At 70.3% G+C, this 12352-nt stretch carries 17 protein-coding genes; 9 read left to right on the top strand and 8 right to left on the bottom strand.

The annotated features are described in order from the left end of the window. The first annotated feature begins 192 nt into the window (after positions 1-192). From FR742_RS41320 to FR742_RS41310, 3 genes are all read left to right on the top strand, one after another. The gene (locus FR742_RS41320) at positions 193-1167 is read left to right on the top strand and encodes a sigma-70 family RNA polymerase sigma factor (protein WP_148036621.1); all 975 of its coding nucleotides are present in this window, start codon (positions 193-195) and stop codon (positions 1165-1167) included. 82 nt (positions 1168-1249) lie between these two features. Then, the gene (locus FR742_RS41315) at positions 1250-2020 is read left to right on the top strand and encodes an alpha/beta fold hydrolase (RefSeq protein WP_148036620.1); all 771 of its coding nucleotides are present in this window, start codon (positions 1250-1252) and stop codon (positions 2018-2020) included. Between the two features lie 108 nt (positions 2021-2128). Continuing rightward, positions 2129-2956: a phosphotransferase enzyme family protein gene (locus FR742_RS41310; RefSeq protein ID WP_148036619.1), complete on the top strand. Its 828-nt coding sequence runs from the start codon at positions 2129-2131 to the stop codon at positions 2954-2956. A 1-nt stretch (position 2957) separates the two neighbouring features. Here the strand turns inward: FR742_RS41310 and FR742_RS41305 are convergent, their stop codons facing one another. From FR742_RS41305 to FR742_RS46300, 3 genes are all read right to left on the bottom strand, one after another. After that, positions 2958-3962, bottom strand: a complete 1005-nt coding sequence (locus tag FR742_RS41305; protein ID WP_148036618.1) for a 1-aminocyclopropane-1-carboxylate deaminase — start codon at positions 3960-3962, stop codon at positions 2958-2960. Between the two features lie 70 nt (positions 3963-4032). Further along, on the bottom strand, positions 4033-4209 hold the full coding sequence (locus FR742_RS44950) for a hypothetical protein (protein ID WP_187281605.1): 177 nt from the start codon (positions 4207-4209) through the stop codon (positions 4033-4035). Between the two features lie 29 nt (positions 4210-4238). After that, the gene (locus FR742_RS46300) at positions 4239-4457 is read right to left on the bottom strand and encodes a hypothetical protein (RefSeq protein WP_261809060.1); all 219 of its coding nucleotides are present in this window, start codon (positions 4455-4457) and stop codon (positions 4239-4241) included. Between the two features lie 89 nt (positions 4458-4546). Between FR742_RS46300 and FR742_RS46295 the strand changes: the two genes are divergently transcribed. Then, the gene (locus FR742_RS46295) at positions 4547-4711 is read left to right on the top strand and encodes a hypothetical protein (protein WP_261809059.1); all 165 of its coding nucleotides are present in this window, start codon (positions 4547-4549) and stop codon (positions 4709-4711) included. 129 nt (positions 4712-4840) lie between these two features. Here FR742_RS46295 and FR742_RS41295 read toward each other — a convergent pair whose 3' ends face one another. The 3 genes from FR742_RS41295 to FR742_RS41285 all read right to left on the bottom strand — a co-directional run bounded on the left by FR742_RS41295 (position 4841) and on the right by FR742_RS41285 (position 7840). Further along, a complete protein-coding gene (locus FR742_RS41295; RefSeq protein ID WP_148036617.1) occupies positions 4841-5386 on the bottom strand; it encodes a dihydrofolate reductase family protein in 546 nt (181 codons plus the stop codon). A 55-nt stretch (positions 5387-5441) separates the two neighbouring features. Then, positions 5442-6140 carry a helix-turn-helix domain-containing protein gene (locus FR742_RS41290; protein WP_148036616.1) on the bottom strand — a complete coding sequence of 233 codons (699 nt, stop codon included), beginning with the start codon at positions 6138-6140 and terminating at the stop codon, positions 5442-5444. 134 nt (positions 6141-6274) lie between these two features. Further along, the gene (locus FR742_RS41285; protein ID WP_148036615.1) at positions 6275-7840 is read right to left on the bottom strand and encodes a BCCT family transporter; all 1566 of its coding nucleotides are present in this window, start codon (positions 7838-7840) and stop codon (positions 6275-6277) included. A gap of 100 nt (positions 7841-7940) precedes the next feature. Here FR742_RS41285 and FR742_RS41280 point away from each other — a divergent pair, with 100 nt between their 5' ends. The 3 genes from FR742_RS41280 to FR742_RS41270 all read left to right on the top strand — a co-directional run bounded on the left by FR742_RS41280 (position 7941) and on the right by FR742_RS41270 (position 10031). After that, a complete protein-coding gene (locus FR742_RS41280; RefSeq protein WP_148036614.1) occupies positions 7941-8777 on the top strand; it encodes an inositol monophosphatase family protein in 837 nt (278 codons plus the stop codon). Between the two features lie 25 nt (positions 8778-8802). Continuing rightward, complete coding sequence (locus tag FR742_RS41275) at positions 8803-9240, top strand: VOC family protein (RefSeq protein ID WP_148036613.1); 438 nt, start codon at positions 8803-8805, stop codon at positions 9238-9240. 86 nt (positions 9241-9326) lie between these two features. Beyond that, positions 9327-10031 (top strand): trans-aconitate 2-methyltransferase, encoded by a 705-nt coding sequence (locus FR742_RS41270; RefSeq protein WP_148036612.1) that lies wholly within the window; start codon positions 9327-9329, stop codon positions 10029-10031. A gap of 17 nt (positions 10032-10048) precedes the next feature. Here the strand turns inward: FR742_RS41270 and FR742_RS41265 are convergent, their stop codons facing one another. After that, entirely contained in the window at positions 10049-10276 is a 228-nt protein-coding gene (locus FR742_RS41265) for a hypothetical protein (protein WP_148036611.1), read from the bottom strand. A gap of 337 nt (positions 10277-10613) precedes the next feature. On the opposite strand from FR742_RS41265, the gene FR742_RS45500 reads away from it, so the two are divergent. Both FR742_RS45500 and FR742_RS41260 read left to right on the top strand, forming a co-directional pair. After that, positions 10614-10784, top strand: coding sequence for a hypothetical protein (locus FR742_RS45500; protein WP_222709284.1), 171 nt, complete (start codon positions 10614-10616; stop codon positions 10782-10784). Positions 10785-10885: 101 nt separating this feature from the next. Then, on the top strand, positions 10886-11587 hold the full coding sequence (locus FR742_RS41260) for a hypothetical protein (protein WP_148036610.1): 702 nt from the start codon (positions 10886-10888) through the stop codon (positions 11585-11587). Positions 11588-11596: 9 nt separating this feature from the next. On the opposite strand, the gene FR742_RS41255 is transcribed toward FR742_RS41260, so the two are convergent. Further along, the gene (locus FR742_RS41255) at positions 11597-12271 is read right to left on the bottom strand and encodes a hypothetical protein (RefSeq protein ID WP_148036609.1); all 675 of its coding nucleotides are present in this window, start codon (positions 12269-12271) and stop codon (positions 11597-11599) included. Positions 12272-12352: the final 81 nt, after the last annotated feature.

Genomic DNA, 12352 nt, shown 5'->3' with positions numbered 1-12352 from the left:
GCACCCACAGCGTGATCATGGGCGCGGGCGCCTGTCTCGGCGGGATGCTCGTACGCGACCACGGGTGGCGATGGCGGTGCGACACCGACCGGCAGGCCGGCGAGGCGTGCGAGGTCAAGCCGCCGTGGTCGCGGCGGTTGATCGGGAAGCGGCCTCGCGGAGTTGTCGGAGGCCGACGGTAGCCTCGCGGGCATGGGTGAGCCAGAAGCATCGGATCTGCTGGAGCAGCACCGGATCGCCCTGACGGGTTACTGCTACCGGATGCTCGGGTCGCCGTTCGAGGCGGAGGACGCGGTGCAGGAGACCCTGGTGCGCGCCTGGCGGAGTCTCGACCGGTTCGACGAGAGCCGGGCGCCGATGCGGTCGTGGCTCTACGCCATCGCCACCAACGTCTGTCTCGACCTGCTGCGGGGCGCGCGGCGCCGGGCCCGGGCGATCGACCTCGGCCCGTCCGCGCAGGCCGGGCCCGACCTCGGTGAGCCGCTCCCCCACAGCGCGTTCGTCGAGCCGGTCCCCGACGGCCGCGTGCTGCCGGCCGGCGGCGATCCGGCGGAGCTGGCCGCGCGGCGTGACACGATCCGGCTGGCGTTCGTCGCCGCGCTGCAGCAACTGCCGCCCCGGCAGCGGGCGGTGCTGATCCTGCGCGACGTGCTGTGCTGCAGAGCTGACGAGGTCGCCCGGCTGCTCGACACCTCCGTCGCGTCCGTCACCAGCGCGCTGCAACGCGCCCGGTCGAAGCTGCGGGCCGCCTCCGTGAGCCCCGACGAGCCCCACCCTCCGCTCGACCAGGCGCAGCGGCGGCTCCTCGCCCGTTACTGCGACGCCTTCGAGCGGTACGACGTCGAGGCCATGGTGGCGCTGCTGCACGAGGACGTCGTCATGTCGATGCCGCCGTTCCGGTGGTGGCTGCGCGGGCGGGCGGAGATCCGCCGGACGCTGCTCGCCGCCGGGCACCCCTGCGCGGGCGCGCGCCTCGTGCCGACCACGGCCAACGGCTCGCCCGCGTTCGCCCAGTATCTGCCGGGACCTGACGGCAGGCTTGAGCGGTTCGCGCTGGTGACCCTCACCCTGTCCGGCGGGCTGATCACGGAGGTGACGACCCACCTCGACGCCGACCGGCTGTTCCCGCTGTTCGGCCTGCCCGGTGTGCTGGAAACCGTGTCCTGAAGCGATGAGTTTCCGCCCTCCGCGCCGTATGACCTGTGTACCCCGGTGAAGGTCACCGGGGCGGCGACGAAGGGACGACCCGATGGCGGGCTATGTGGCTGTGAACGGCGTGCGCACCTGGTACGACGAGCGCGGCGAAGGGGAGCCGCTGGTGCTGCTGCACGGCGGTTTCTCCGACAGCAGGGACTTCCACGGCAACCTCGGCGCGCTGGCCGGCCGTTTCCGGGTGCTGCTGCCCGAACGCCGCGGCCACGGTCACACGGCCGACGTGCCGGGGCCGATCACGGTCGAGTTGATGGCGCAGGACACCATCGCGTTCCTGGACGAGGTCGTCAGCGGGCCGGTGCGGCTCGTCGGCTACAGCGCCGGTGCGACCGTGGCGCTGTGGGTGGCCGTGCGCCGCCCCGACCTCGTCGACCGGCTTGTCCTGATCAGTGGCGCCTTCGACATGGAGGGCATGATCGTGCGGCCCTCCGGTGAGGGGCCGCTGCCTCCGCCCCTGGTGGAGGCGTACGCGGAGGTGTCCCCTGACGGCGCCGACCATCTCCCGGTGGTGGTGGCCAAGATCGTGCGGGCGGTGGCCGAGGAACGCGGGCTGAAGCCGGCTGATCTCGGTGCCGTGACCTGTCCGGCGCTGGTCATGGCCGCCGACGACGACATCGTGACGCTGGAGCACACCGTGGAGCTGTACCGGAGCCTGCCCGACGGCTATCTGACCGTCGTCCCCGGCACGTCCCACACCCTCCTCCAGGAGAAGCCCGACTGGTGCACCAGAGTGGTCGAGGACTTCCTGACCACCGGCCCCCAGCCCACCTGGATGCCTCTCCGAAGGTCACCGGCAAGCCCCAGCTGATCTCCCGTACCGACGCCACCCTGGGCAGCCGCTAAACCGCTTTTTCCGCGTCGGGGGCCGTTGGTAGGGTGCCCGGGTTGCACCGCTTGGGGAGGATGGCTCGCGACGATGCAGACAGCAGATGCCACGCGTGCGGTGGCCGCGGCCACGTCGGTCGCCTCGTCACTCGGCCTGACGGCGGACGACGCGATCGTTCTGCACGACTCGAACGCGCTCACCCTGCGTCTGCTGCCCTGTGACGTCGTGGCCCGGGTGGCGCCCGTGGCGCAGCCGGTCGCGCGGTTCGAGGTCGAGCTCGCGCAACGGCTCGTCGAGGCAGGGTGCCCGGTGGCCGCGCTCGACCCCCGGGTGGAGCCACGCGTCCATGAGCGTGACGGTTTGATGGTCACGCTGTGGACCTACCACGAACCCGTGTCATGCCGGGAGATCCCACCGGCCGACTACGCCGACGCGCTCGGGCGGCTGCATGCCGGCATGCGCAAGCTCGACGTCCCGGCGCCGCACTTCACGGACCGGGTCGAGCAGGCTCAGCGGCTCGTGGCGAGCCGCGACCGTACTCCGGCGCTCGCCGACGCCGACCGGGAGCTGCTCGCCGGCACGCTGAGCAGCCTGAAACGGGCGATCGGCGAACGCGGCGGCGCCGAGCAGCTGCTGCACGGCGAGCCGCACCCGGGCAACGTGCTCACCACGAGGAACGGCCTGCTGTTCGTCGACCTCGAGACGTGCTGCCGCGGACCTGTCGAGTTCGACCTCGCCCACGCGCCCGAAGAGGTCGGCGAGCACTACCCGGGTGTCGACCAGGACTTGCTGCGCGAGTGCCGGATCCTCATGCTGGCGATGATCACAACCTGGCGCTGGGATCGGGGCGACCAGCTCCCCGACGGACGCCGGCTGGGCATGGAGTGGCTCGGACAGATCCGCGCGGCGCTCGCGTGAGTCAGAAGGCCCCGCTGTAGGCGTTGAGTGCGGGCTGGCCGCCGAGGTGGGCGAACAGGACGTTGGAATCCTTGGGGATGTCGCCGTTCCGTACGAGGTCGATGAGCCCGGCCATGGACTTGCCCTCGTAGACGGGGTCGAGGATCACCCCTTCCAGGTTCCCGGTGAGCCGGATGGCGTCGGTCGTTGACCGTACGGGAACGCCGTAGAGGTCGCCCGCCCACCCCTGCAGCAGCGTGATCTCGTCGTCGCGCAGGTCGCGGCCCAGGCCGATCAGCTCGGCGGTGGCGCGGGCGATCTTGTCCACCTGGGCCCGCGTCTCGGCGGGCTTGGCGGAGGCGTCGATGCCCAGGACGCGGCGCGGGCGGTCCTGGCCGGCGAAACCGGCGATCATCCCGGCCTGGGTGCTGCCGGTCACGCTGCACACCACGATGGTGTCGAAGAAGACGCCCAGCTCGCGCTCCTGCTGCCGCACCTCGTACGCCCAGTTGGCGAAGCCGAGCCCGCCGAGCGGGTGGTCGGAGGCGCCCGCCGGGATGGCGTACGGGGTGCCGCCCGAGGATCGGACGCCTTCGATGGCGTCGGTCCAGCTGTCCTTGTAGCCGATGCCGAAGTCGGCCTCGACGAGCCGGACCTGCGCGCCCATGATCCTCGACAGCAGGATGTTGCCCACCTTGTCGTTGACCGCGTCGGGCCAGTCGACCCAGCTCTCCTGTACGAGGACGGCCTTCAGCCCGAGCTTGGCCGCCACCGCCGCGACCTGCCTGGTGTGGTTGGACTGCACGCCGCCGATGGTCACCAGCGTGTCGGCGCCCTGCCGGAGCGCGTCGGGGATCAGGTACTCCAGCTTGCGGGTCTTGTTGCCGCCGAAGGCCAGGCCGCTGTTGCAGTCTTCGCGCTTGGCCCAGATCCGCGCCCCGCCCAGGTGGTCGCTGAGCCGCTCCAGGGGGTGGACGGGGCTGGGGCCGAAGGTCAGGGGGTAGCGCTCGAAGTCGTCGATGGACACGCCGCAGCTCCTCGGGTTGGCGATGTGCAATATATTGCATGCATCATTCGGCCAACTGTCAAGAGCGGTCTCACTCCCGCAGGATGGCCCAGAGCAGGTAGACGACGCACAGAAGCCCGGGAACGGCCAGGAAGAGGACGATGACGGCGGGCAGTTCCGCCCAGCCCACCAGGCAACTCAAGCTCACCGAACTCACCAGGCCGATCATGGCGACGGATCGGTACCGGTCCTGTCCTGGTTCAGTCACTGTCTCGTCCTTTCGGGGGGCGGATCGGGTCAGAGCAGGCGCCTGATCTCGCCGTACGCGCGGTAGAAACCGCCGCGGCCGGCCGAGCGCACGCCGTCGACCAGGTAGCGGGCGCCCGCTTCGCGGATGTCCTTCGGGAACTGTACGTTCCACGACTCGTAGCCGGGGCTGACCACGCGGACCCGGAGCCGCTCGCCGCCTTGACGTCCAGAGCCTGCGGCACGTCGCCGGCGCCGGTCCGCGCCCACTGGAACTCGTCCTCGTAGTCGATCGTGGTGCTCCGCCCCGCCCGGTCACGGTGCCGGAGTGGGTGACGGTGTAGACGTCGCCTCGCTGGTTGCCGACCCAGCAGCGCTCGCCGTCCACGAAGATGCCGAACGCGGGCGCGCCGCTGTCGAAGCGCCACAGGACCGGCGCCTGCCGGGCGGTCGAGCGGGTGCTGGTGATGGCGCGGCGGGTCACGGCCCGGCGCTGCCGCACCCCGCGCACGGCGGGTGCGTAACCCTTGCGGGTCTTCTCGCCGATCTTCTTCGCCGTCTGGCCGGCCTTCATGTCCGTGCTTCTCCAGACTCGCCGGGCTTGATCAATGGCTGGAGACTAGAGCACCTGGGCGACAGAAACGGCGACGACGTCAGTCGGTGTCCGGGACGTAGGTCAGGTTGAGAACCCCGGTCTGGAACGTCTGGGACTCGACCAGCTTGAGCGGGTGGGTCGGGGTGTCCTCGAACAGCCGCTGGCCGCGGCCGACGACGATCGGGTGGACCAGCAGCTTCAGCTCGTCGAGCAGCCCGTTCGCGAGAAGCCACCGCACGGTCGTCGCGGAGCCGGACATCTGGATGTCGCCGTCGAGCCGCTCCTTGAGTTCGCGGAGCCCGGCCGCGACGTCGCCGCCGATGACCGTGGTGTTGTTCCAGTCGGCCTTCTCCAGGGTGCTCGACACGACGTACTTGGGGGCGGCGTTGAAAAGCGCGGCGATCTCCTGGTCCTGGTCGGTCGTGGTCCAGTAGGCCGACGACTCCTCGTACAGCTTGCGGCCCATCAGCATCGCCGCCTGGCTCTGCAGGCCCGCCTGGACCACGGCGCCCATCTCGTCGTTCCAGTACGGGAAGTGCCACTGGTCCGGCGACTCCACCACGCCGTCCAGCGAGATGAAGAAGTTGGAAATGATCTTCGCCATGACTCTGCTCCTCTGTCGTTCGGATCGACAGTGGAGACTAGGCGCGAAGGGACGCTCAGGTCTTGTACAGAAGCGACAGCGGCTCCGACGGGTCGCTCAGCCGCGTGGCGGTCCGCCCGATGTAGCGCGAGAGCGACCGCGCCAGGTGCGGCTGGTCGAAGTATCCGAGCCGGTCGATCACGTCGGGGATCGGCACCTCCTCCTGGATCAGGACGGCCGCCCGCCTGGCCCGGTCGATCTGCCGGATGGCGCCGCGGGTGAGCCCGGTGGCCGCCACGAACCGCCGCTGGATCGTGCGCTCGGACAGGTCCGGCGACGCGCCGCGGAGCACCTCGGCGACGATCGGGTCGCGCTCCAGCACACCCTCACGGACCATCCGCCGTACGAACGACTCCGCGTTGTCGTAACCGGGAAGATGCCAGGCGGACCCCTTCAGCCAGAACGACCTGCGCGTCACCTCGGGGATCTCCACGTCGAGGTCGACGAGCCGGTGGAAGGGCAGGTGCGGCATCAACGTGCCGGCGGAGAAGACGATCCCGAAGAACGTGGCGTCCTCGGGCACCGGAGCCCGGCTCGCCCGCGTCTCCGGCCCCCGGACCGAGACGCTGACCCGGCCGCGTTCCTCCCAGAGGACCAGCTCCCCGTGGGCCGTGGCCACCGACGTCATCCGTTCGAGCCCGTCGCCGCTGCTGCTGCGCCACACCCGCTCGATGTACGGCGAATCGGACGGCCGGCTCTCGACCTCCAGACCCATCCGCGTCGACCTCCTCCCTGGGCAGCCGCTTCCACAGTACGACGTCACGGATCCCGCGCAGCCGCACACCGTGGTCGCCGCCTGGTCGAGGAGTACGGTGTGCGGGGCTTCACGTTCCACCCCAGCGTCCCCGTTCACTCGTCCTCGCCGCCGACCCGGCGGAACGCGCCCGGCAGGCCGCGCGAGGCGCGGCGCGGCAGCGGCCCCGCGCCGGGGTCCTCGCGCAGCTCCTTCACCAGCGCCAGGCAGAGCAGGAGCATGACGATCATGAACGGCAACGCGACCACGATCGTCGCCTGCTGCAGCGCCGTCAGGCCGCCGGCCAGCAGCAGCGCCAGCGCGACCACCCCGACCAGCACGCCCCACATCACCACCAGGAGCCGGGAGGGATCGAGCGAGCCCCGGGAGGAGAGCGACCCGAGCACCAGAGAGGCCGAGTCCGCGCTGGTGACGAAGTAGAGCCCGACGAGAACCACCGCGAGCACGGTGGAGAGCAGGGCGAACGGCAGCTGGTCGAGGAGGGCGAACAACGCCGCCTCGGCGCCTTGCGCGATCTCCGCCGTGAAGTCCGCCGTACCCGACAGTTGCATCCAGACGGCGCTGCCGCCGCTGATCGAGAACCACAGCAGGCTGGCGCCGGACGGGACGAGCAGCACGCCGATGACGAACTCGCGGATGGTGCGGCCCCGGGAGATCCGGGCGATGAAGGCGCCCACGAACGGCGCCCACGACATCCACCACGCCCAGTAGAAGAGGGTCCACATGCCGAGCCAGGCCTTGTCGACGAACACGCCCGTACGGGACGACATCGCGAGCAGGTCGTTCAGGTAGCCGCCGAGCGAGGCGGGGATCAGGTTGAGTATCGCCACGGTCGGGCCGAACAGGAAGATGAACACCGCCAGCACGGCCACCAGATAGACGTTGACCGTGCTGAGCACGCGCACGCCGCGGTGCACCCCGGTGAACGCCGAGAGGACGAACGCGCCCGTCAGCACGACGATGACGGCCACCTCCAGCCGCCGCCCGCTGATCCCGAGCAGCTCGTTCAGGCCGTACTCCACCTGGAGCGCCCCCAGGCCCAGGCTGGTCGCGGTGCCGAAGGCCGTGGCCAGGATCGCCAGCAGATCCAGCGCCCGCCCCACCATCGGCCTGGACCGTCCGCCGAACAGCGGGGTGAACGCCTCGCTGAACCGGTTGCCCCGCCCCATGCGGAAGGTGGAGTAGGCCAGCGCCATGCCGGTGACGGCGTAGATGGCCCACGGGTGCAGGGCCCAGTGGAACAGGGAGTACTCCATCGCCGTCCGCGCGGCCAGGGGCGAGCCCGCCTCGATGCCCAGACCGGGCGGCGGGCTGAGCATGTGCGTGATCGGCTCGCCGACGCCGTAGAACATCAGCCCGATGCCCATCCCGGAGCTGAACATCATCGCCGTCCAGGCCAGGTTGCTGAACTCCGGGACGTCGTCATCCTTGCCGAGCCGGATCCGCCCGTACCGGCTGAGCGCGAGCACCACGGCCAGGATCAGGAAGAAGTCGGCGGCCACCACGAACAACCAGCCGAAGTTGCCCACCACCCAGCCGAGCGCGGCGTCCCCGGCCACGGTGAGGGACTCGGTGAAGACCGCCCCCCACAGGACCACCGCCAGCAGCAACCCGACGGCGACGGCCAGCAGCGGGAGATCGGGCCTCTGCCGGCGCATCATGCCTCCAGAATCACTACTCTCGGTGAGATCAGTAATCCCCTCCGTCAATACCCCTAACCCCGCTCCACCCCCGCCCGGAGACCCCGCCTATCCTGCACGCGTGCTGATCACAGACGAGGAAGTGGCCGTCAAGGCGGCGCAGGCCGGAGCGGCCGTCGTGGCGGCCCGATACGGCGCGCCGCTGGCGCGCTTCCCGAAATCCGGGGGTGACTTCGCCACGTCCGCCGACCTCGAAGCGGAGCAGGCCATCCTGGACGTCATCCGTACGGCTCGGCCGGACGATTCCGTCACCGGTGAGGAAAGCGGCCGCACGGGTTCAGGAGCCGCGGAGCGCATGTGGCTGGTCGACCCCCTGTGCGGCACGCTGAACTACGCCGCGCGGAACATGCTGGTGGCGGTGAACGTCGCCCTGCGGGTGGGCCCGGACATCACGGTGGCGGCCTCGGCCGATCCGTTCGCCGGCGAAGTCTTCTGGACGGACGGCGCTCACGCGTACCTCCGCCACGACGGCGCGGACGAGCGGCTCACACCGTCGCCCGACACGGGCCTGGTCGACGTCAACCTCGACCCGCCGTTCCCGAACGACCCGGCCTTCCGGGCTGTGCGACTGCTCGCCGAGCCCGCGTTCGCCGAGCGGTTCCGCCCCCGCGTCGTCTCCACGGCCCTCGCCGTGGCCTGGGTCGCCGCCGGCCGGCGAGCCGCGTACGTCACCGACGGCCATCTCCAGGACAGCGTCCACTTCGCCGCCGGGATCGCGCTGTGCCGGGCCGCCGGATGCGTGGTGACCGACCTGCACGGCCGGCCGCCCCACGCCGGCGCCGGCGGCCTGGTCGCGGCCGCCGACGAAGAGACACACGCCGCCTTGCTGGAACTGATCGCCGCCCAGTTCACTGCCCATACGCGGGCCTTCTCACTGGGCGATCATCCTGAAGTCTGAGCGTGGCTGCAAAGAGGAGAGTCCTTTGGCGACCAGATGGAGTCTGACGATTGACTGCGCGCAGCCGGCGAAGCTGGCGAGGTTCTGGGCCCTCGCCTTGGGATATGTCGAGAAGCCGCCCCCGGCGGGCTTCGACAGCTGGGAGGAGTGGTTCGCGCATCACGACGTCCCGGAGGAGGAGTGGAATGAGGGCGCCTATCTGTCCGATCCCGACGGGGTGGGTCCTGATCTGTCCTTCCTGCGGGTGCCGGAGTCGAAGGTGGTGAAGAACCGGCTGCACCTCGACGTACAGGTCGGCGGAGGCCGCAGCACGCCCTGGGAGGTGCGGTGGCCGCGCGTGGTCGAGGCCGTCGAACGGTTGACCGCCGCGGGTGCGACCGTGATCCGCCAGGACGACCTGCAGGGAAGACCGGATCACGTGGTGATGGCCGACCCTGAGGGAAACGAGTTCTGCCTGGTGTGACGCGCTCTCGTCGTGCCTCCGCCCGTGAGAGGCGAAGAGGACTTCCCGCCTGTCAGGAATCTCGTACGGGAGTAGCGTGGCCCGCCATGACCGACTTCGTCTCCCTTCCCTTCTATGACCTGTTCCACGAGAACGAGCATGGGGTCGAGATCCGCCGGAAACTGCCTTCGCTTCTCTCAGGCGTACGGCGGAGCATCCTGGAGATCGGTGCGGGAACCGGCCTGATCACCACGTCGCTGGCCGACTCGACACCGGCCGAGATCTTCGCGCTGGAGCCCTCGGCTGGCATGCGCGGGATGTTGCTGTCGCGGCTGAACGCGCGCCCGGAACTGCTGGAACGCGTGACCGTGCTCTCCTGTGACGCGCTGAGCCTGAACCTGGACGAGCCGGTCGAGGCCATGGTGATGATCAGAGTGATGTACGCCCTGGAACCGGACTATCGCCGGCGACTCTGGCCCGTGCTGGCGGCACATCTGGAACCGGGCGGCCTGCTGATCTTCACCTGGCGCGACGGCGGCCCTCCGGCCCCGTCTCCCCTCCGGGAGCTGGAGTCACGCCAGGTGGGCCGGCACACCTACACGGTCCTGTCAGAGATCATCGAATCGAGCGGGGAAGGCTGCAAGGCCCGTTACCTCTATCGGGTCACCGAGGGCGACAAGGTGCTCAGCGAGGAGGAGATCGTCGGCAACGCCTACCGTCCTGGGCGGGAGGTGATCCAGGAAGAGCTGGTCACGGCCGGTTTCGCCCAGGCCGACGCGCCTGAAGGGCTCCTCGCCTGGCGGCTCGGCTGAGTCCGCCGCACGAGGCCTCAGAGCTTGTAGAGCTTGTTGAACGGTGTAGTGATCCGCTCCTGGCGCGATCCGAAATCGACGAACACGGCGATCTCGTCTTCCACGGCGATGACGACGCCGAGACCGTACCGATCGTGGGTCACTCGGTCGTCCACGCTGAACCGCTCGACAGGCGGGGCGGGAGGCCGGGGCTTGAAGGGACTTGTGGGCAGGTGGCGATGGGACGCACCGCTGGCTGGCTTCATCCCCTCCAGTATGTGCCGCCCGTGAGAACGCTCGCCACCGGGGGACTGAAATCGTCCAAAATGATCAAGATCTTCCCGGTGCTCGATACGCTGATCGTCATGAGCACAGGTGGGGCGTCGCTGCGGCTGGAGGACGTGACATCGGCGCTGGAGACGGCTCTCACCGCCCTGGGAGCCGGTCCGGCGTACCGCGTGGGCGGCACGAGCGCCGCTCTGCTGCAAGGTGTCCGGCTTCCTGCCGGGGACGTCGACCTCCTGGTGGCGGATGGAGTGCATCGGCCGCGGCCCGTGGCAGCACTACGTCCTGGTCCCCTGTGGTCCGCATCGCGTTCCCGTGGTGCGCCTCGAACTGCGGCTGGCCACCGAGCTCCTGCGTGACCGGCCTGACCGGTACGAACCCCTCATCGCGCGGCGGGGGTTCGACCCGGACCTCCTGGAGCGGGCCATGACGGCTCGCGGGCTGTCTCCGGAACGACGGCGCCTGGTCAGCGACCGCCTCCCCCGTTGACAGCCGTCAGGGACGGTTGACGCGGGGTAGTGCCCGGGCTACCCGGAAGGCTCGCCCTTCCGCCAATGTGCGACGAGGGCGCCACCGGTTGGATCGACGGCATGACAACCGTCTCGTTCGCGTTCCCCGGTCGCTGGGTCGAGGGAGCAGGGCTTCTCCTCGGGCCGCTTCTGATGCTCGCCGGCGTCCTCCTCCGCGTGGACGCGGACGGCTTCTTCCCCGCGCAGCTCGCCGCCTTCGCCACGAGCCCGGGCCGGATCAGCCTGTCGTACAGCGCCTTCGTCGCCGGGAACGTCCTGCTGTGGCCCGCGGTCATCGCCCTGGTCCGGCGGGTGTGGGTGACGCAGCCGCGATGGGCGCTGTGGGGCGGCGTGCTGGTCCTGTTCGGCCTGTTCGCCCGGACCTTTCACGCCGGCGTCGACCATCTCGCCTTCCAGCTCGTCGACGTCCAGGGCCTGCGGACGGCTCAGCAGGCCGTCGCCGCCTCCTACAGCGCCTTCCACGTGTTCCACGCCCTGTCCTTCGCGATCTTCTTCGGCTGGATCGTGCTGGCCGTGGGGACGTGGCGGGCGCGCGTGCTGGGGATCACCGGATCCGTGGCCCTGGCATCGATGAGCGCCCTGCCGATCGGCGTGCTCAAAGGCACCGGACCGATGTCCGTCGTCGCCGCTGCCGGCCTGTGCGTGGCGCTCGTGCCGCTGGGGGTGCGTGTGCTCAAGGACGGCCCGGCTCCGCGATGGTGGGCCTATCCTCTGGCCCTCGCCATGGGCACCGCGGCGGTGCTCCTGGGCATGGCCGGTTGAGCGGGGCGGCTACCGCCCGGCCACCGACACGCTCTCCACGCGGCTCGGGCGAAGGCCCCGCGCCAGCCCGACCAGCCCGGCGGCCATCAGCGCGCTCACCACGAGTTTGGGCGCCAGGCCGCTGGAGACGGCCTCGAGCACCATGCCGGCGGTGAGGACGAGCGGCACCCACAGGGACACGAGGCGGGCTCGCCACGCGCCGAAGGCCAGGATCAGGAGCCCGATCAGCCAGCCCAGGATCCAGACCAGGAACGACGCCACCACCAGCGGGTCGTTGTCGAGGGCGTCGACCACCGGCCGGGCCGCGTCCGCCGTCACTCCCCCTCCGGCGAGGGCCCCGAAGAAGGCGTTGTAGTACCAGAGGTGGACCGCCGAGAAGTAGAGAGCGGGAACGACGAAGGCCCCGCCGACGGTGGCGACCAGGCGCTTGCGACGGCCGACCGCCACCATCAGACCCGCCATCGCGGGCAGGAGCAGCAGGTGCGCCAGCGCGAAGAGGAGCGTCTCCACCCGCCAGGCGCCGAGGGCGGAAGCGGCCACGTCCGCGTTCGCCGCGGTCTCGGACACCTCGTCCGGGAACATCGCCCAGTAGAAGGCGCCCGCCACGCTGTAGAGAACACCGCCGCCCGCCATCGCGACCGCCGCGAAACGCGAGCCGTACGGTCTGGTGGTCTGGTCATCCATCGACGTCTCCTGTCATGATCCGGCCGACGACGCAGAGGCTAGGAGCGCCGTACCGCCCAGGTCGTCGGCCGGGACGTTGAA

The sequence above is a fragment of the Nonomuraea sp. C10 genome (assembly GCF_008017515.1).
Classification (GTDB): Bacteria; Actinomycetota; Actinomycetes; order Streptosporangiales; family Streptosporangiaceae; genus Nonomuraea; species Nonomuraea ferruginea.
Note: the sequence above shows the minus strand (reverse complement) of the source record. Positions and strands in the feature narration are given on the sequence as shown.

Coding starts and splice junctions, on each gene's coding strand:
- FR742_RS41320 (WP_148036621.1), top strand. CDS start 193: ATGGGTGAGCCAGAAGCATCGGATCTGCTGGAGCAGCACCGGATCGCC.
- FR742_RS41315 (WP_148036620.1), top strand. CDS start 1,250: ATGGCGGGCTATGTGGCTGTGAACGGCGTGCGCACCTGGTACGACGAG.
- FR742_RS41310 (WP_148036619.1), top strand. CDS start 2,129: ATGCAGACAGCAGATGCCACGCGTGCGGTGGCCGCGGCCACGTCGGTC.
- FR742_RS41295 (WP_148036617.1), bottom strand. CDS start 5,386: ATGGCGAAGATCATTTCCAACTTCTTCATCTCGCTGGACGGCGTGGTG.
- FR742_RS41290 (WP_148036616.1), bottom strand. CDS start 6,140: ATGGGTCTGGAGGTCGAGAGCCGGCCGTCCGATTCGCCGTACATCGAG.
- FR742_RS41285 (WP_148036615.1), bottom strand. CDS start 7,840: ATGATGCGCCGGCAGAGGCCCGATCTCCCGCTGCTGGCCGTCGCCGTC.
- FR742_RS41270 (WP_148036612.1), top strand. CDS start 9,327: ATGACCGACTTCGTCTCCCTTCCCTTCTATGACCTGTTCCACGAGAAC.
- FR742_RS41265 (WP_148036611.1), bottom strand. CDS start 10,276: ATGAAGCCAGCCAGCGGTGCGTCCCATCGCCACCTGCCCACAAGTCCC.
- FR742_RS41260 (WP_148036610.1), top strand. CDS start 10,886: ATGACAACCGTCTCGTTCGCGTTCCCCGGTCGCTGGGTCGAGGGAGCA.
- FR742_RS41255 (WP_148036609.1), bottom strand. CDS start 12,271: ATGGATGACCAGACCACCAGACCGTACGGCTCGCGTTTCGCGGCGGTC.